12 protein-coding genes, 4 tRNA genes and 1 pseudogene are annotated in these 16,981 nt (G+C 54.9%); 14 read left to right on the forward strand and 3 right to left on the reverse strand.

What is annotated here, in order from left to right; genetic code table 11:
* Window positions 1-3 precede the first annotated feature (3 nt).
* The gene (locus tag FE788_RS04285) at window positions 4-1,941 is read left to right on the forward strand and encodes a site-specific DNA-methyltransferase (RefSeq protein WP_138379482.1); all 1,938 of its coding nucleotides are present in this window, start codon (window positions 4-6) and stop codon (window positions 1,939-1,941) included.
* Window positions 1,942-1,949: 8 nt separating this feature from the next.
* Complete coding sequence (locus FE788_RS04290) at window positions 1,950-5,093, forward strand: type III restriction-modification system endonuclease (protein WP_138379483.1); 3,144 nt, start codon at window positions 1,950-1,952, stop codon at window positions 5,091-5,093.
* Between the two features lie 35 nt (window positions 5,094-5,128).
* Here the strand turns inward: FE788_RS04290 and FE788_RS04295 are convergent, their stop codons facing one another.
* Window positions 5,129-5,410, reverse strand: coding sequence for a lysozyme (locus FE788_RS04295; protein WP_210414132.1), 282 nt, complete (start codon window positions 5,408-5,410; stop codon window positions 5,129-5,131).
* Between the two features lie 41 nt (window positions 5,411-5,451).
* Here FE788_RS04295 and FE788_RS14250 point away from each other — a divergent pair.
* A pseudogene (locus FE788_RS14250) lies at window positions 5,452-5,627 on the forward strand (IS630 family transposase); the annotation flags it as partial.
* Between the two features lie 308 nt (window positions 5,628-5,935).
* Here the strand turns inward: FE788_RS14250 and FE788_RS04300 are convergent.
* Together FE788_RS04300 and rlmB are read right to left on the reverse strand one after the other, a co-directional pair.
* Window positions 5,936-6,011 (reverse strand) — tRNA-Thr (locus FE788_RS04300).
* A 170-nt stretch (window positions 6,012-6,181) separates the two neighbouring features.
* Window positions 6,182-7,075, reverse strand: coding sequence for a 23S rRNA (guanosine(2251)-2'-O)-methyltransferase RlmB (gene rlmB, locus FE788_RS04305; RefSeq protein WP_138379485.1), 894 nt, complete (start codon window positions 7,073-7,075; stop codon window positions 6,182-6,184).
* A gap of 193 nt (window positions 7,076-7,268) precedes the next feature.
* Here rlmB and FE788_RS04310 point away from each other — a divergent pair.
* The 11 genes from FE788_RS04310 to rpoB all read left to right on the forward strand — a co-directional run bounded on the left by FE788_RS04310 (window position 7,269) and on the right by rpoB (window position 16,979).
* Window positions 7,269-7,353, forward strand: a tRNA-Tyr gene (locus tag FE788_RS04310).
* Between the two features lie 54 nt (window positions 7,354-7,407).
* Window positions 7,408-7,481 (forward strand) — tRNA-Gly (locus tag FE788_RS04315).
* Between the two features lie 152 nt (window positions 7,482-7,633).
* Window positions 7,634-8,824: an elongation factor Tu gene (tuf, locus tag FE788_RS04320; RefSeq protein WP_138379486.1), complete on the forward strand. Its 1,191-nt coding sequence runs from the start codon at window positions 7,634-7,636 to the stop codon at window positions 8,822-8,824.
* Window positions 8,825-8,969: 145 nt separating this feature from the next.
* Window positions 8,970-9,045 (forward strand) — tRNA-Trp (locus FE788_RS04325).
* Window positions 9,046-9,142: 97 nt separating this feature from the next.
* Entirely contained in the window at window positions 9,143-9,340 is a 198-nt protein-coding gene (secE, locus tag FE788_RS04330) for a preprotein translocase subunit SecE (RefSeq protein WP_168190262.1), read from the forward strand.
* Between the two features lie 2 nt (window positions 9,341-9,342).
* On the forward strand, window positions 9,343-9,879 hold the full coding sequence (gene nusG, locus FE788_RS04335; RefSeq protein ID WP_138379488.1) for a transcription termination/antitermination protein NusG: 537 nt from the start codon (window positions 9,343-9,345) through the stop codon (window positions 9,877-9,879).
* 245 nt (window positions 9,880-10,124) lie between these two features.
* Window positions 10,125-10,553, forward strand: coding sequence for a 50S ribosomal protein L11 (rplK, locus tag FE788_RS04340; RefSeq protein WP_138379489.1), 429 nt, complete (start codon window positions 10,125-10,127; stop codon window positions 10,551-10,553).
* Between the two features lie 4 nt (window positions 10,554-10,557).
* Complete coding sequence (gene rplA / locus FE788_RS04345; RefSeq protein WP_138379490.1) at window positions 10,558-11,256, forward strand: 50S ribosomal protein L1; 699 nt, start codon at window positions 10,558-10,560, stop codon at window positions 11,254-11,256.
* A 382-nt stretch (window positions 11,257-11,638) separates the two neighbouring features.
* Window positions 11,639-12,148, forward strand: a complete 510-nt coding sequence (rplJ, locus tag FE788_RS04350) for a 50S ribosomal protein L10 (protein ID WP_138379491.1) — start codon at window positions 11,639-11,641, stop codon at window positions 12,146-12,148.
* Between the two features lie 66 nt (window positions 12,149-12,214).
* Window positions 12,215-12,592, forward strand: coding sequence for a 50S ribosomal protein L7/L12 (gene rplL / locus FE788_RS04355; protein WP_138379492.1), 378 nt, complete (start codon window positions 12,215-12,217; stop codon window positions 12,590-12,592).
* A 289-nt stretch (window positions 12,593-12,881) separates the two neighbouring features.
* Window positions 12,882-16,979 carry a DNA-directed RNA polymerase subunit beta gene (gene rpoB, locus FE788_RS04360; protein ID WP_138379493.1) on the forward strand — a complete coding sequence of 1,366 codons (4,098 nt, stop codon included), beginning with the start codon at window positions 12,882-12,884 and terminating at the stop codon, window positions 16,977-16,979.
* The last annotated feature ends 2 nt before the right edge of the window (window positions 16,980-16,981 follow it).

Genomic DNA, 16,981 nt, shown 5'->3' on the forward strand with positions numbered 1-16,981 from the left:
TCCATGGATAAACTGAAAATGCACAGCCCCGACCTGAGCCAGGACAACATCGCCAAGATCCGCGAGCTGTTCCCCGGCTGCGTGACCGAGGCGCGGGACGAGAAGACGGGCAAGCTGCGTCTGGCAGTGGACTTCGATCAGCTTCGGCAGGAGCTGAGCGACCACATCGTGGAAGGGCCGCAGGAGCGGTATCGGCTGGACTGGCCGGGCAAGCGGCAAGCGCTGGCGCTGGCCAATGCGCCCATCGCCAAGACGCTGCGACCCTCTCCTCAAGAGAGCGTCGAATTCCAATCAACGCAAAATCTAGTCATCGAAGGCGATAACCTCGAAGCATTGAAACTGGTGCAGGAAACATATCTGGGTGCGATAAAATTCATATACATTGACCCACCGTACAACACTGGTAACGATTTTGTTTACGAGGACGATTTTGGCGCAAGCGCCCAAGACTTTCTCATAAAATCGAATCAGGTCGCGGGGTCGGGAGAACGACTCGTCGCAAATACAGACAGCAGCGGCCGGTTTCACTCTGATTGGCTTGATATGATCTACCCACGAGTTCGTATTGCGCGCAACCTCTTGGCTGAAGACGGAATTATTGTTGCATCAATTGACGAGAACGAGATATCGAATCTTCGAAAGGTGTTCGATGAAGTGTTCGGAGAAGATAATTTACTTTTCCAGATAACTCTTTTGTGCAACCCAAAAGGCAGGTCGCAAGATAAATATGTCGCCAATTGCCACGAATATTTGGTAGGGTATTCAAAGCAGCAACTTTCGAAGGGGGCTGTAAATGTTCCCAAAAGTGACGATGAGATAGCTGCAAACTACAAGCTAAAGGACAAGCGCGGACGCTACCGTGAGCTTGAGCTGCGCAACACGCATAGAGAGTTTGGAAAACACAATCGTCAGAACCTATATTACCCGTTTTTTGTAAGCGCTAAGGGCGAAGTCGCGCTGGAGCCCGGCGACGGTCGAAAACCTGTCTATCCGGATTGGGAAGATGGCTTCGAAGGGTGCTGGACCTGGGGATTAGAGAAGGCTCGCGCCCAATTAGATGAGATCGTCGCGAGAGAGGTTAAAGGCACGTGGAAGATTTTCCGCAAGAACTATGCGACGGGTGACGATGGAGAAGCTACAAAGCAAGTCAAATCAATTTGGACTGATAAGATGTACCATACCGAAAAAGGTCAAGCCGCGTTCAACGCGTTGTTTGAAACTCGTGAAAAGATCTTTCAGTCCCCTAAGTCCGTCGACACTCTTCGAGAGCTAATTCGAATGGCCACTCGGCAGGACTCTATCGTACTGGATTTCTTCGCGGGTTCAGGAACGACAGCGCACGCCGTTCTTGCTCAGAACGCAGAAGACGGCGGCAATCGCAGGTTCGTTATGGTTCAAATTGCGGAACCAACGCCGGAGGGATCGGAGGCGCGAAAAGCAGGATTTGCGACTGTCGTGGAAATTACAAAAGAACGCATCCGCCGCGCGGGTGAGAAGATCCTAGAAAGCCAATGCCACCCCGACTGGAACCGCGATGTCGGCTTCCGGGTGCTCAAGGTCGATACTTCGAACATGAAGGACGTCTACTACCGCCCGGACGAGCTGAAGCAGTCCGACCTGCTCGACATGGTGGACAACGTGAAGGAAGACCGCACGGCGGAAGACCTGCTGTTCCAGGTGCTGGTCGATTGGGGCGTGGACCTGACGCTGCCCATCCGCCGCGAAACGGTGCAGGGCAAGACCGTGTTCTTCGTCGACGACAACGCCCTCGTCGCCTGCTTCGACCGCGGGATCACCGAGGATCTGGTGAAGGAGCTGGCAAGCCACGAGCCCCTGCGCGTTGTCTTCCGCGACAACGGCTTCGTCTCGGACGCGGTGAAGATCAACGTCGAACAGATCTTCCGCCAGCTCTCGCCCACCACCGAAGTCAAAGCGATCTGAGGCCGGACATGAAACTCAAGTTCAAGGTCCAGCCCTATCAGACCGCTGCGGTGGAATCGGTTGTCGATTGCTTCGAAGGCCAGCCCAAGCTGGACGGTCTGAGTTACCGTATAGATCCCGGAAACGTAAAGCCAGATGCAATGGGCTATAAAGGATCGGCGCAAGCCTTCGAGGAAGGCTTCAAGAACGCCGACCTCGCCCTGAGCGACGTGCAGATCCTGGAGAACATCCAGAAGGTGCAGCAGCGCCAGAACCTGCCCGTCTCGCAGTCGTTGACAGACTTCACGACCTTCGACAACAAGGGCGCCCGCGTCCCCGTCAAGGCCGCCTACAAGAAACAGGCCATGGCCGCGAGCCGCATTCATCTCGACGTCGAGATGGAGACCGGCACGGGCAAGACCTATTGCTACATCAAGACCATCTTCGAGATGAACAAACGCTATGGCTGGTCGAAATTCATCGTGATCGTGCCATCCATCGCCATCCGCGAGGGGGTCTTCAAATCGTTCCAGGTCACGGCCGACCATTTCACCGAGACCTATGGCAGACGCGCGCGGTTTTTCATCTACAATTCCAAGCGCCTGCACGAGGTGGAAAGCTTTTCCTCGGACGCCGGGATCAACGTGATGATCATGAACATCCAGGCGTTCAACGCGCGCGGCAAGGACAACCGACGGATCTATGAAGAGCTGGATGACTTCCAGTCGCGTCGGCCCATCGATGTGATCGCCGCGAACCGCCCGATCCTGATTCTGGACGAACCTCAGAAGATGGAAGGTCAGGCAACGTTGGAGGCTCTGCCGAAGTTCAAGCCGCTGTTCATCCTGCGCTATTCGGCGACCCACCGCACCCAGCACAACCGCGTTCATCGGCTGGATGCGCTGGACGCCTACAACCAGAAACTGGTGAAGAAGATCGCCGTGCGGGGCATCCAGACCCGCGGGCTGGCGGGTACGAATGCTTACCTTTACCTGGAAGGTATCGACATCTCGAAAAGGGCCCCCGTGGCGCGGATCGAGATGGAGGTGAAGCTGAAGTCGGGCGAGATCAAGCGCCAGCTTCGGAGGCTCGAATTCCGCGACGACCTGTTCGTGGAGTCGGGCGAGTTGGATCAGTATCGCGGCTTCACGATCAGCCAGATCGACGCCGTCAACGACACGGTCGAATTCACCAACGGGGAAATGCTGAGGGCTGGTGAGGCAAACGGCGACGTCTCTGAACGCGACATCCGCCGCATCCAGATCCGCGAGACGATCAAGGCCCATCTGGACACGGAAAAGCAGCTGTTCGCACAGGGCATCAAGGTCTTGTCGCTGTTTTTCATCGACGAGGTGGTGAAATACCGGGACTACAATCAGGCCGACGAGAAAGGAGAGTATGCCCGGATCTTCGAGGAAGAGTACACGTTGTTAAGAGACGAGTACCTGTCGGAGCTTGCAATCGACAATGAGGCGTACCGGAAATATCTTGAGGGCCTCGACCCAGCCAAGACCCACAATGGCTATTTCTCGATCGACAAGAAGACGAAGCGCCTCAAGGATCCGGCCGTTGGTGCCCGCTCGGTCGATTCCGACGACGTGGATGCCTACGATCTGATCCTGAAGGACAAGGAGCGCCTGCTGTCGTTTGCAGAGCCGACGCGCTTCATCTTCTCCCACTCGGCACTGCGCGAAGGGTGGGACAACCCGAACGTCTTCGTCATGTGCATGCTGAAGCACAGTGACAACACCATCTCCCGCCGCCAGGAGGTGGGACGCGGCCTGCGGCTGAGCGTCGATCAGCACGGGGACAGGATGGACCACCCGGCGGTGGTGCACGACATCAATGTGCTGACTGTCGTGGCGAGCGAGAGCTACAAGGACTTCGTCGCCGGACTCCAGAAGGAGATCGCGGAAACCCTTTCGTCGCGTCCGCGGCAGGCAACAGAGGACTACTTCACGGGCAAGACACTCGCGACTGAGCATGGCCCGGTTGAGGTGACTGCCGCCATGGCCAAGCAGATCTACCGCTATCTGGTGAAGAATGACTACACCGACGATGCGGACCAGATCGCAGACGCCTACCACGAGGCCAAGGCGGCGGGAAAACTAGCCGACTTGCCCGAGGAACTGAAGCCGCACGCCGAGCAGGTGTTCCAGCTCATCGACAGCGTCTTCAGCGACGCGCAACTGCCCAAGGTCGATGACGGCCGCAAGCCTAAGACCAATCCCCTGAATGCGAACTTTGAGAAGAAGGAGTTTCAGGCGCTCTGGGCGCGGCTCAATCGCAAAGCGGTCTATAGGGTTGAGTTCGACTCAACGGAACTGATCCAGATATGCGTGAATGCACTAAACAAAGAACTGTGCGTCACACCACTCCAATATACGGTGCAGGCAGGTATCCAGCAGGATGGACTGACCGACGAGCAGCTACGCCAGGGCGGAGGATTTGAGGTTCAGGAGACGAAAACAGAATATGGTGACTCCATTCACTCGCGCGTGAAATACGATCTTGTAGGCAAGGTTGCTGAAAATTCTAGACTAACTCGCAAAACAGTGGCGGAAATTCTTGGTAAAATTCAGCCTGTTGTTTTTGGCCAATTCAATAAGAATCCTGAGCATTTTATCGCCGAGGCTTCGCGTATCATTACCGAGCAGAAGGCCGCTATGGTGATCGAGCGTCTGGCCTACGATGAGCTGAATGAGCGGTACGATGTCGATATCTTCACGGCCAACCAGACTGGACAAGACTTCTCACGTGCCACAAAGAAACTAAAGAAGCACGTATACGACTACGCGATCGTGGATTCCGAAGTTGAACGCAAGTTTGTTTCGGAAATGGATACAGGAGCCGAGATTGTTGTTTATGCCAAATTGCCGCGTGGCTTCCTAATACCAACGCCTGTTGGGGATTACAACCCGGACTGGGCCATTTCGTTTGAAGAAGGTCGAGTGCGGCATATTTATTTTGTCGCAGAAACCAAAGGAACCATGTCTTCCATGAAATTGCGAGGCATCGAGGAGAAAAAAATCGACTGTGCACGAAGATTTTTCGAGAAAATCAGCAAGGACGTTACTGACAATCCTGTTAAATATGACGTCGTGGATAACTATGCGAAGTTAATGGATCTGGTGGGCCATACTGGCGCGGGGCAAACAAGACCTGGCAGCTGACCCGGTAACTGGAATCAGCTTGCAGGTGCACAGATCTATGAAGTTTCGTGGGATCCACCTGAGTAGAGGATGAATTCTGCAGCACGACGTTTGATGAGACTGGAAAGTTTCCGGTCTCCCGCCCACACCCATCGCATGAACTCCGTTGGCACCTCGTCATGCTCATTCCGATTTACCTTCCGCTGCAGAGTTGAACGCTGCAGCGCCCCGGCGCCCAAGTTGAAGGTGAAAGATACAAGCGCATCGAACTGACCATCGGTCAGCGATAGCTTGACAGCCTCACTCTTGAAGTTTTCTGAATGTATTTTTCGGATCATAATTTCCTCCATAAAATATCAATAATTCTTTTGGAGGTCCTGTCCACTCTTCTAAGACAAGTACAAGCTGGATCAATTAGATCGAAGCTGGTTCGCTGAACTGACACGCAAACAACTCAAGCGAGGCGTTCATTCTTCAGTGAAGGAACTGGAGACTGATATCATGAATTTTGTCGCGCATCATAACAACAACCCGGAGCCCTACACGTGGACATAATCTGCTGACCAGATACTTGCTTCTGTCAAACGATTCTGCCTCAAAACCGGCGTCGAATTATGAGGCGAATTTTCGATTCACCTCACTGGGGTTTAAAATTCTCACAGGGAGGGGGGATCAAATCTCTGGGGCGCAATATTCGGGAACCGCGCGGTGGGGTTCGCTTTTCATTAACTGCAACAAAAAAGATTTCAACTGCAATAAAAAAGATTTCCCACCTTTGCAACAAAAAGGCTGATTTTGCTACCCCAAATGTTACCCCGGAAGAAAAGGGGATTGGCTGATATGTGCTAACTTATTGAGAAGTATGGTGCCCCCACACGGACTCGAACCGCGGACCTACTGATTACAAATCAGTTGCTCTACCAACTGAGCTATAGGGGCCTCCATAGGCGGAATTAGGCGCAACCTAGTGCGCCTTGGCGGTAAAATCAAGTCCAAAAATCAGCGCAAGCGTATTTTCACTAAAGTGCGGTCTCAGAGCCCCTGAGCGCCTTATCCCCCGGAGGTTTCTTGAGGCATCTTGAGGCATCTTGAGGTTTGTTGACGTTTCCCTACCGGGAGCGACGGGAAAATTCATAGAGCGCGATGGCGGCGGCGTTGGAGACGTTCAGGCTGTCAACCCGCGGATTGATCGGCAGTTTGATCAAGGCATCGCAATGGTCCCGCGTGCCTTTGCGCAACCCCCGACCTTCGGCCCCGAGGACAAGCGCAATCGTGGTTCCGAAATCGGCAGCCTCCGCCAAAAGTTTCGCGCTTCCGTCCAGGCCCAGCCGCCAGTAGCCCATGTCCGCCAGCTGCTCCAATGCCCGGGCGAGATTGGTGACCCGGACCCAGGGAACAAGTTCCAGGCCCCCCGAGGCCGCTTTGGCCAGCGCGCCGGATTCCGGGGGGGCATGGCGGTCGGGGGTGATAAGGGCCCTTGCGCCGAACGCGGCGGCGGAGCGGATAATGGCGCCCACATTATGCGGATCTGTCACCTGATCCAGGACCAGAACCAGATTCTGCTCAGCGGCGAGGGGGGCACAGCTGTCTTCCAGATGGCGCCGGGGCAGGGGGGCGCAATTGAGCGCAATGCCCTGATGGGGGCTGTCCGGCGGGACCACGCGTCCCAGCTCATCAGGATCCACAATCTCCAGAGACAAATTCTCCGGCAGATTCGGCAGCTCCGCCAGCTGATCCATATACAGGGTGGATTGCGTGCGGCTGATCAGCAGGCGTTTTTTTTGCCGTTCCGGATTGTTAAGGGCGGCAAAGGTGGCATGCCGACCATACAGCCACAGTCCGCCGGCCCGGTCGGGGACGGTATTCTGACCGGGATGCAGGGCAGTGCCAGCTTGGGCGGAGTTGCGTTTTGCGGTTCTTGGTCCCGGTGTTGCCGACCCCTTTCGGCCGGTGGCGTGCGGCGCCTTCTTTGCGGACGGTGTGGCTTTGTTTTTTCTTTTCATTTCCTAGCTATAAGACAGGATGATGAGCGAGGCAATAACTTTGATAAATCATCAGTTTTTGATAAAATAACGCGAAAAGCGGGGGCAAGGCATTTTTTATTCAAAAATCTTGCAAAATACCGTTGACATCGCGTGAGAAATGTCCATATTGCGGCTTCACAGCTGCCCATTTATGGGAAGCTAATCCACCCATGGAGGGGTGGCTGAGCGGTCAAAAGCAGCGGACTGTAAATCCGCCGGGTTTCCCTACGCAGGTTCGAATCCTGCCCCCTCCACCATTCCCCTGTTTTGTGTAAGAGTTGAAGAAGGGGGGCGGGTGGCAGAAATCTTGAGCGGGTGTAGCTTAATGGTAAAGCCCCAGCCTTCCAAGCTGGTTACGTGGGTTCGATTCCCATCACCCGCTCCAATTTTCTTATCTGCGGGGATAGGATAAGAAGAGGTGAGCATCACTGTACGCAGTGTCTTGATGTGGTGAATGCGGCATATCGCCCATTTACTGACTTGAATTGAAATGGCTTCGCCGTGACGGCGGGGCGCTAGATTTAGGTGGTAACGAAGATGGCAAAAGAGAAGTTTGAACGTACGAAGCCGCATTGTAACATTGGGACAATCGGCCATGTTGACCATGGGAAGACGACGCTGACGGCGGCGATTACGAAGGTTTTGGCCGAGCAGGGCGGCGCGGAATTTACGGATTACGCGAACATTGACAAGGCGCCAGAGGAGCGCGAGCGCGGGATCACGATTTCGACGGCTCATGTTGAGTATGAGACGGAGAAGCGGCACTATGCGCATGTGGACTGCCCTGGTCACGCGGACTATGTGAAGAACATGATCACGGGTGCGGCGCAGATGGATGGTGCGATATTGGTTGTGAATGCGGCGGACGGTCCGATGCCGCAGACCCGCGAGCACATTCTTTTGGCGCGCCAGGTTGGGGTTCCGGCGTTGGTTGTTTTCCTGAACAAGGTTGATCAGGTTGACGACGAGGAGCTTCTGGAGCTTGTGGAGATGGAGGTTCGGGAGCTGTTGAGCGAATATGATTTCCCGGGGGATGATATTCCGATCATTGCGGGGTCAGCGCTGGCGGCTCTTGAGGGTCGTGATGACGCGATTGGCAAGGAGAAGATCCTTGAGCTGATGAAGGCGGTTGACGAGTATATTCCGCAGCCGGAGCGTCCGAAGGATCAGCCGTTCCTGATGCCGATTGAAGATGTGTTCTCCATTTCCGGTCGCGGGACTGTGGTGACGGGCCGCGTGGAGCGTGGGGTGATCAAGGTTGGTGAAGAAGTTGAGATTGTGGGCATTCGCGAGACCCAGAAGACGACGGTGACGGGTGTTGAGATGTTCCGCAAGCTTCTGGACAGCGGGGAAGCTGGGGACAATATCGGGGCTCTGTTGCGCGGGATTGGCCGTGATGAGGTGGAGCGCGGTCAGGTTCTGGCGCATGTGGGCACGATTACGCCGCACACCAAGTTTACCGCTGAGGCCTATATTCTGACCAAGGAAGAGGGCGGTCGTCATACGCCGTTCTTTAGCAATTATCGTCCGCAGTTTTATTTCCGGACCACGGATGTGACCGGGGTGGTGAGCCTGCAGGAAGGCACCGAGATGGTGATGCCGGGCGATAATGTGACCATTGATGTGGAGCTGATTGCCCCGATCGCCATGGATGAAGGTCTGCGTTTCGCCATCCGCGAAGGCGGCCGCACCGTCGGCGCCGGCGTCGTCTCCAAAATTATCGAATAATTTCGGTAACGCCGATAAAAGCACGGGGCGGAATTTTCCGCCCCGCTTGCGTTCCGGCCAAGGGGTCGGAGAATTTTTTTGAAAGTGGCATCATTTTCGCGTTGAACTTGAGATGATGCCGCTTTATAACGTGCCCACGAACTGGAGGAGTGTAGCTCAGTTGGTAGAGCACCGGTCTCCAAAACCGGGTGCCGGGGGTTCGAGTCCCTCCACTCCTGCCATTTCGTGATGTCCAATCCCGGCTTTGTGGTGATGTGTCGCCTGGATTTTCGGGATTTGACGAAGGGGGTATACCCAAACAAACGGATTATTGAAAAAATGGCAAAAACCAGCCCTGCAGAATTTGTCCGGCAAGTCCGGCAGGAAGTGTCCAAGGTAACCTGGCCGACCCGCAAGGAAACCATGGTGACCACGGTTATGGTGTTTATCATGGCGGCATTTATGGCTCTTTTTTTCCTGCTTGTTGACCAGGGGCTGTCTTATATCGTTTCGCTTATCCTGGGGCTTGGAGGTTGATCATGGCGTCACGTGCACGGTGGTATATCATTCAGGCATATTCCGGTTTCGAGAAAAAGGTGGCGCAGAGCATCAAGGATCAGGCGGCTCAGCACGGCTTGGAATCCCTTGTTGAAGAAGTGATTGTGCCCACGGAGGAAGTGGTGGAGGTCAAGCGCGGCCAGAAAGTGACCTCCGAGCGTAAATTCTTTCCTGGCTATGTGTTGGCCAAGATGATCATGAATGACCAGACCTATCACCTGGTGAAAAACACGCCGAAAGTTTCCGGTTTTCTGGGGGCTGGCGGCAAACCGACGCCGATTACGGATAAAGAGGCCGAGCGGATTCTGCATCAGGTTGTTGAAGGGGTCGAACGGCCTCGCGCCAAAGTCTCCTATGAGGTTGGCGAAGAGGTTAAGGTGACCGACGGACCATTTACCTCCTTTACCGGTATTGTGGAAGAGGTGGATGGCGAGCGTTCCCGGCTTAAGGTTTCCGTGTCCATTTTTGGACGGGCTACGCCGGTGGAGTTGGAATTCAGCCAGGTGGAAAAAGCTTAACGCGGAAGGTGGGAGTCACGCCGCGCAAGTTCTGTGAAAAGGGCTGGCGTTTTGATCAAAGGGCTGCTATAAGCCTGCCTTTCACGAGTCGCGCCGTTGATGGCGTGAGACTCAGCCCTTGGGAGCCGGGGCGGGTTTTTACCTAAAGGTTCCCAGATGGTGTGGGAGGTCCGCCATGACTGCACCACGCCCCCTTTCGGCGGCCCTCTGGGGTCAGGTTTTATTGATTTGTCAAAGGGAAGAAAATGGCAAAGAAAATTGATGGATATATCAAGTTGCAGGTCCCCGCGGGGGCTGCAAATCCGTCGCCGCCAATTGGTCCGGCTCTGGGTCAGCGCGGCGTGAATATCATGGAATTCTGTAAGGCGTTTAATGCCGCCACGCAGGATATGGAAAAGAATATGCCCATTCCGACCATTATCACTGTGTATGCGGATAAAAGCTTTACTTTTGTCACGAAATCTCCGCCGGCATCTTTCTTGCTTAAGAAGGCGGTGAATTTGAAGAGCGGCAGCAAAACCCCGGGGCGCGAGACGATTGCGACCATCTCCGCCGACAAGATTCGTGAGATTGCCGAAATGAAGATGAAGGACCTGAATGCCAACTCTCTTGAGGCGGCGATGGAAATCATCAAAGGCTCTGCCCGTTCAATGGGCCTGAAAGTGGAGGGGTAAGACCATGGCTCGTGTCAGTAAACGTGTGAAAGCGATGCGCGAGGGCCTGAACCCGAACGCGATGCTGCCCATTGAAGAAGCGATCAAGACGATCAAGGAAAGGGCTTCTGCGAAATTTGACGAAACCGTAGAGATGGCCGTTGCGCTGGGCGTTGATCCGCGTCATGCCGATCAGATGGTGCGCGGCGTTGTTTCTCTGCCCAATGGCACCGGGAAGACCGTGCGGGTGGCGGTGTTTGCCCGTGGCGATAAAGCCGAGGAAGCCAAGGCGGCAGGGGCCGATATTGTAGGCGCCGAAGACCTGATGGAGGCTGTGCAGAAAGGCGAGATCAACTTTGACCGCTGCATTGCGACTCCGGATATGATGGCGATTGTTGGTCGTTTGGGGAAAGTGCTGGGCCCGCGGGGGCTGATGCCGAACCCGAAACTGGGGACTGTAACCCAGGATGTGGCCGGCGCCGTCAAGGCGGCCAAAGGCGGTCAGGTTGAGTTTCGTGTGGAAAAAGCCGGGATTGTCCATGCCGGCGTCGGTAAGGTCAGTTTCAGCGAAGAGGCCCTTGTGGAAAACGCGAAAACCCTGATTGATGCTTTGTTGAAAGCCAAGCCGGCCGGAGCCAAGGGAGCGTATATGAAACGTATCTCTGTCAGCTCCACCATGGGGCCGGGTGTGAAGGTGGATGTGGCTTCCGTTGCGGGAGCCTGATGTCGCCGCAAATAGAATTTTTGGCCTTTTCCCGCATGTTGCGGGAAGGGGCCGATAAAAGAATTCCGTTGGGCTAGCCTGACGGAAACGCAAGGCTCCTGAAAGCAAGCAGCTTTGATGTACAGAGTAAGGTGTTTGTGGATCGGGAGCCGCCTGTCCGAAACTGCAGGTGTCCGGAAGTCGCGAGATGAAAGGGCCTAAATGGTGAAACAGCCTGCAATAGATGGGGATGTGCTGCCTGGTCGGTGCAGTTTCCGTTTTCCCTTTCCTTTTGGGGTAAAGGGAGAGATGACAGGTGTAAAACGATATGACGGGCACTCCGTCATATCATGGCTCAACCGGCAAGGGTGTATACTCTTGCGTAACTGAATCGGAGACGAGAATGGATCGAGCCCAAAAGAAGGAATCTGTTGCCTTCTTGAAGGACGTCTTCAGTAGCTCGGCTTCCGTTGTGGTGGTCCGCAACGGCGGTTTGAGTGTGGCTGAGATGACGGACCTGCGGAACCAGATGCGTGAAGCAGGCGCCAGTATCAAAGTGGCTAAGAACCGTCTTGCCCGTCTTGCTCTTGAAGGTTCCGAAATTGAGTCAATCGGAGAATATCTGACCGGTCCAACCGCCCTTGGGTTTTCCGAGGATCCGGTGGCGCCGGCCAAGATTTTGGTCCAGTTCGCCAAGAAAAACGACAAGCTCGAAATTCTTGGTGGTGCTATGGGAACGACCTCTCTTGACGTGAATGGCGTGAAGGCGTTGGCAGAACTGCCGTCCCTTGACGAACTGCGCGGAAAGATTGTTGGTCTGTTGCAGGCGCCGGCCGGCAAGCTGGCTTCTGTCACCCAGGCTCCGGCCGCTCAATTGGCTCGTGTTTTCGGGGCTTATGGTTCACAGGGATAAGTGAACCGGGCAACGTGCACTGGTTTTTAGGTTTTGTACGAATTTATATTTTTAAGGAAATGAACAATGGCTGATCTTGAAAAGCTTGTTGAAGAACTCTCAACCCTGACCGTTCTGGAAGCCGCAGAACTGTCTAAAATGCTCGAAGAAAAATGGGGCGTGTCTGCTGCGGCGCCTGTCGCTGTTGCGGCTGCTGGTGCGCCGGCTGCTGGCGGTGAAGCGGCTGCCGAGAAAGACGAATTTGATGTTGTTCTGGCGGCTGCCGGCGACAAGAAAATCAACGTCATTAAGGAAGTCCGTGCCATCACCGGTCTTGGCCTGAAAGAAGCCAAGGACCTGGTTGAAGGGGCGCCGAAGACCCTGAAGGAAGCTGTGGCCAAAGCTGAGGCTGAGGAAATCAAAGCCAAGCTTGAAGCCGCTGGCGCAACGGTCGAGCTGAAATAAGCTTAATTATCCGGGTGGCTGGCCTCAGGGGAGGCCGGCCGCTTTTCCTCTGAATGAAGGGGAGGATGCTGTCAGGCCGCTTTTGATTTTGGCAATTCTGGTGAAAAAACAATATATTGCCGTTGAAATTGATAAAAAATTAGTTCATTTTTAGACTGCCGTTTTCAGATTTTCAATCTGAAGCGGTTTCTGGCGTCTTGATGGTGGTGGTTTCAATTGACCTCAAAAAAAGCTGTTTCCGGTGACTGTTTGGGGCAATTTTCTTTAAATACTGTGGCGAGGATTGAGCATGGCGACTTCCTATTCCAGTCGTAAAAAAGTTCGCAAGAATTTCGGTCGTATTCAAGAAGTAACGGAAATGCCGAACCTGATCAAGGTTCAGGTCAGTTCTTATGACCAGTTTCTGCAGGCGGACGTTCCCCCTGAAGAACGGGTCAATGATGGCCTGCAGGGTGTTTTTAAATCCGTCTTTCCGATTACGGATTTTGCCGAAACGGCTTCCCTGGAATTTGTGTCATACGACCTGGAAGCGCCGAAATATGATGTGGAGGAATGCCAGCAGCGGGACATGACCTATGCCGCGCCGCTGCGCGTGACGCTGCGCCTTATTGTTTTTGAGGTGGATGAGGAAACCGGCGCCCGTTCTGTTCTCGATATTAAGGAGCAGGACGTCTATATGGGCGATCTGCCGCTGATGACCGACAATGGTACGTTTATCATCAATGGTACCGAACGTGTGATCGTGAGCCAGATGCACCGCTCACCGGGTGTGTTTTTCGATCATGACAAGGGGAAAACCCATTCTTCGGGCAAGTTTCTGTTCGCCGCCCGGGTCATCCCCTATCGCGGGTCCTGGCTGGATTTTGAGTTTGACGCTAAGGACATCGTGCATGTGCGCATTGACCGTCGCCGCAAGATGCCGGTGACGACGCTGTTGTATGCGCTGGGCATGTCGTCCGAGGATATTCTGAATTATTTCTATAACGTGGCCAGCTACAAACGCCACAAGGACGGCTGGGTTATTCCCTTTGACGCTGAAAAATGGCGGGGCAGCAAGCCCAATTTCGACCTGATTAATGCAGACAATGGCGAAGTGGTGGCCGAAGCCGGCAAGAAAATCACCCCGCGTCTGGCCAAAAAGCTGGAAAATGCAGGGGTGACATCGCTGCTGCTGCCAAAAGAAGAACTGGTGGGCCGGTTTGCTGCCGAAGACATGGTCAATGGCAAAACCGGTGAGATTTATATCGAGGCCGGCGAAGAGATCACAGAAGATCATCTGCAGGTGTTCGAGGATGCCGGTTATGATGTGATCAATACGCTGGACATCGATCATGTTAATGTGGGGCCCTATATCCGCAACACCCTGATGGGGGACAAATGCGAAAACGAGGAAATGGCGCTGGCGGAAATTTACCGTGTTATGCGGCCGGGTGAGCCGCCAACCCGGGAGACCGCCGATGCCCTGTTCCACGGTCTGTTCTTTGATCAGGAACGTTATGACCTGTCTGCCGTCGGGCGCGTAAAAATGAATATGCGTCTAGGGCTGGATGTGGAAGACAGTGTTCGGGTGCTGCGCAAGGACGACATTCTGGCTGTGGTCAAGACCCTGGTGGAGCTGAAGGACGGCAAGGGCACGGTGGATGATATTGACCATCTGGGCAACCGTCGGGTGCGTTCTGTGGGCGAACTGATGGAAAATCAGTACCGCATCGGCCTGTTGCGCATGGAGCGCGCGATCCGGGAGCGCATGAGCAGCATTGATATTGATACTGTGATGCCGCATGATCTGGTGAATGCCAAGCCGGCCGTGGCCGCCGTGCGGGAATTCTTCGGGTCTTCACAGCTCAGCCAGTTCATGGACCAGACCAACCCGTTGAGCGAGATTACCCACAAGCGCCGTCTGTCGGCGCTGGGTCCGGGCGGCCTGACCCGTGAGCGGGCCGGCTTTGAAGTGCGTGACGTTCATACCACTCATTATGGCCGGATTTGCCCGATTGAAACGCCGGAGGGGCCAAACATTGGTCTGATCAACTCCCTGGCAACTTTTGCCAAGGTGAATAAATACGGCTTCATCGAAACCCCTTACCGCAAGGTTGTCGACGGCAAGGTGACATCCGAGGTGATTTATCTTACGGCCATGGAAGAGGAAAAATACACCGTGGCTCAGGCCAACACGCCATTGAATGAAGATGGCACCTTTGTGCCTGAACTGGTGGATTGTCGCGAGGCGGGGGAACACCACCTGAAACAGCCGCAGGATATTGATCTGATGGACGTGTCGCCGAAACAGGTGGTGTCTGTGGCGGCAGCGCTCATTCCTTTCCTGGAAAACGACGACGCCAACCGCGCCCTCATGGGATCGAACATGCAGCGCCAGGCCGTGCCGCTTGTGAAGGCGGAATCCCCCTTTGTGGGCACTGGCATGGAACGGGTTGTGGCCCGGGATTCCGGCGCCGCTGTTGTGGCCGAACGGGCCGGGATCGTGGACCAGGTGGATGCCACCCGTGTCGTGATCCGGGTGACCGAGGAAGTGGAACCGGGAGCGTCCGGTGTGGATATTTATACGCTGCGCAAGTTCCAGCGCTCAAACCAGAACACCTGCATCAATCAGCGTCCGCTGGTGAAAGTAGGGGATGCGGTCAAGCGTGGCGACGTGCTGGCCGACGGGCCGTCCACGGATATGGGCGAGCTGGCCTTGGGTCGGAATGTGCTGGTGGCCTTTATGCCCTGGAACGGGTATAACTTTGAGGACTCTATCCTGATTTCCGAACGTATCGTGAAAGATGACGTCTTTACGTCCATTCATATCGAGGAATTCGAGGTGATGGCCCGGGATACCAAGCTGGGGCCGGAGGAAATCACTCGCGATATTCCCAATGTGGGCGAGGAAGGTCTGCGCAATCTGGATGAGGCCGGCATAGTCTATATTGGCGCCGAAGTGCATCCCGGAGACATCATGGTCGGCAAGATCACGCCCAAGGGCGAAAGCCCGATGACGCCGGAAGAAAAACTGTTGCGGGCGATTTTTGGTGAGAAGGCCGCTGATGTGCGGGATACTTCCCTGCGCCTGCCGCCAGGGGTTGCCGGAACCGTGGTTGAGGTCCGGGTGTTCAACCGTCACGGCGTGGACAAGGACGAACGTGCCATTGCCATCGAGCGGGAAGAAATCGAACGTCTCAGCAAAGACCGCGAAGACGAGCAGAGCATTCTGGACCGCAATATTTACGCCCGCTTGAAACCGATGCTGCTGGGGCATGTGATCACCAGCGGTCCCAAGGAAGTGAAAAAAGGCGAAACGGTTACGGAAGAACTGCTGGAGAATCTGTCCCGGGGACTGTGGTGGCAAATTGCCGTCGATGACGAAAAAACAATGGAAGATGTGGACAGCCTGCACAAGCAGTTTGAAGAGGCCCGCAACCGTCTGCGTCTTCGTTTCGAGGAAAAGATCGAAAAACTGCAACGTGGTGATGAACTGCCGCCGGGCGTGCTGAAAATGGTCAAGGTCTTCGTGGCCGTGAAACGCAAGCTTCAGCCCGGGGACAAGATGGCCGGCCGTCATGGGAACAAAGGGGTGATTTCCCGTATCCTGCCGGTCGAGGACATGCCGTATCTGGAAGACGGGACGCCGGTGGATATTGTATTGAACCCGCTGGGTGTGCCGTCCCGTATGAATGTGGGGCAGATTCTTGAAACCCATCTGGGCTGGGCATCTCGTGGTCTTGGCGTTCAGATCAGCGAGTTGCTGGATCAGGTCGGCAAGGACAACAGCGAAAAGGCCCGGGAACTGCGGGAGCAGTTCAAGATCATTTACGGCGAAGACCAATATAATGAGGAGATTGCCGGGCTGAACGACGACGATGTCGTAGAGCTGGCGGGTAATCTGCGCAATGGTGTTCCCATGGCTACCCCTGTCTTTGACGGGGCGCGCGAAGAGGATATCGTCAAAATGCTGGAACTGGCCGGCCTTGACGGTTCGGGGCAGGTGGATCTATATGACGGGCGGACCGGGGAACGGTTCGACCGCAAGGTGACGGTGGGCTATATCTATATGCTCAAACTGCATCACCTGGTGGATGACAAGATTCACGCACGCTCCATCGGTCCGTACAGCCTGGTCACCCAACAACCGTTGGGCGGTAAGGCACAGTTTGGCGGACAGCGTTTCGGGGAGATGGAGGTCTGGGCCCTTCAGGCTTATGGGGCCGCCTATACCCTTCAGGAAATGCTCACGGTCAAGTCCGATGACGTCAGCGGACGGACCAAGGTTTATGAAGCCATCGTTCGTGGCGATGACAGCTTTGAAGCCGGTATCCCTGAATCCTTCAACGTTCTGGTCAAAGAGATGAAATCTCTCGGCCTGAATGTTGAATTGATCAGCAACTCTTAACT

The organism is Luteithermobacter gelatinilyticus, assembly GCF_005849285.1.
Lineage (GTDB): Bacteria > Pseudomonadota > Alphaproteobacteria > Sphingomonadales > Emcibacteraceae > Luteithermobacter > Luteithermobacter gelatinilyticus.

What these genes read in the sequence shown, in the direction of transcription:
- FE788_RS04285 (WP_138379482.1), top strand. Translation starts at nt 4, where the DNA reads ATGGATAAACTGAAAATGCACAGCCCCGACCTGAGCCAGGACAACATC.
- FE788_RS04290 (WP_138379483.1), top strand. Translation starts at nt 1,950, where the DNA reads ATGAAACTCAAGTTCAAGGTCCAGCCCTATCAGACCGCTGCGGTGGAA.
- FE788_RS04295 (WP_210414132.1), bottom strand. Translation starts at nt 5,410, where the DNA reads ATGATCCGAAAAATACATTCAGAAAACTTCAAGAGTGAGGCTGTCAAG.
- rlmB (WP_138379485.1), bottom strand. Translation starts at nt 7,075, where the DNA reads ATGAAAAGAAAAAACAAAGCCACACCGTCCGCAAAGAAGGCGCCGCAC.
- tuf (WP_138379486.1), top strand. Translation starts at nt 7,634, where the DNA reads ATGGCAAAAGAGAAGTTTGAACGTACGAAGCCGCATTGTAACATTGGG.
- secE (WP_168190262.1), top strand. Translation starts at nt 9,143, where the DNA reads ATGGCAAAAACCAGCCCTGCAGAATTTGTCCGGCAAGTCCGGCAGGAA.
- nusG (WP_138379488.1), top strand. Translation starts at nt 9,343, where the DNA reads ATGGCGTCACGTGCACGGTGGTATATCATTCAGGCATATTCCGGTTTC.
- rplK (WP_138379489.1), top strand. Translation starts at nt 10,125, where the DNA reads ATGGCAAAGAAAATTGATGGATATATCAAGTTGCAGGTCCCCGCGGGG.
- rplA (WP_138379490.1), top strand. Translation starts at nt 10,558, where the DNA reads ATGGCTCGTGTCAGTAAACGTGTGAAAGCGATGCGCGAGGGCCTGAAC.
- rplJ (WP_138379491.1), top strand. Translation starts at nt 11,639, where the DNA reads ATGGATCGAGCCCAAAAGAAGGAATCTGTTGCCTTCTTGAAGGACGTC.
- rplL (WP_138379492.1), top strand. Translation starts at nt 12,215, where the DNA reads ATGGCTGATCTTGAAAAGCTTGTTGAAGAACTCTCAACCCTGACCGTT.
- rpoB (WP_138379493.1), top strand. Translation starts at nt 12,882, where the DNA reads ATGGCGACTTCCTATTCCAGTCGTAAAAAAGTTCGCAAGAATTTCGGT.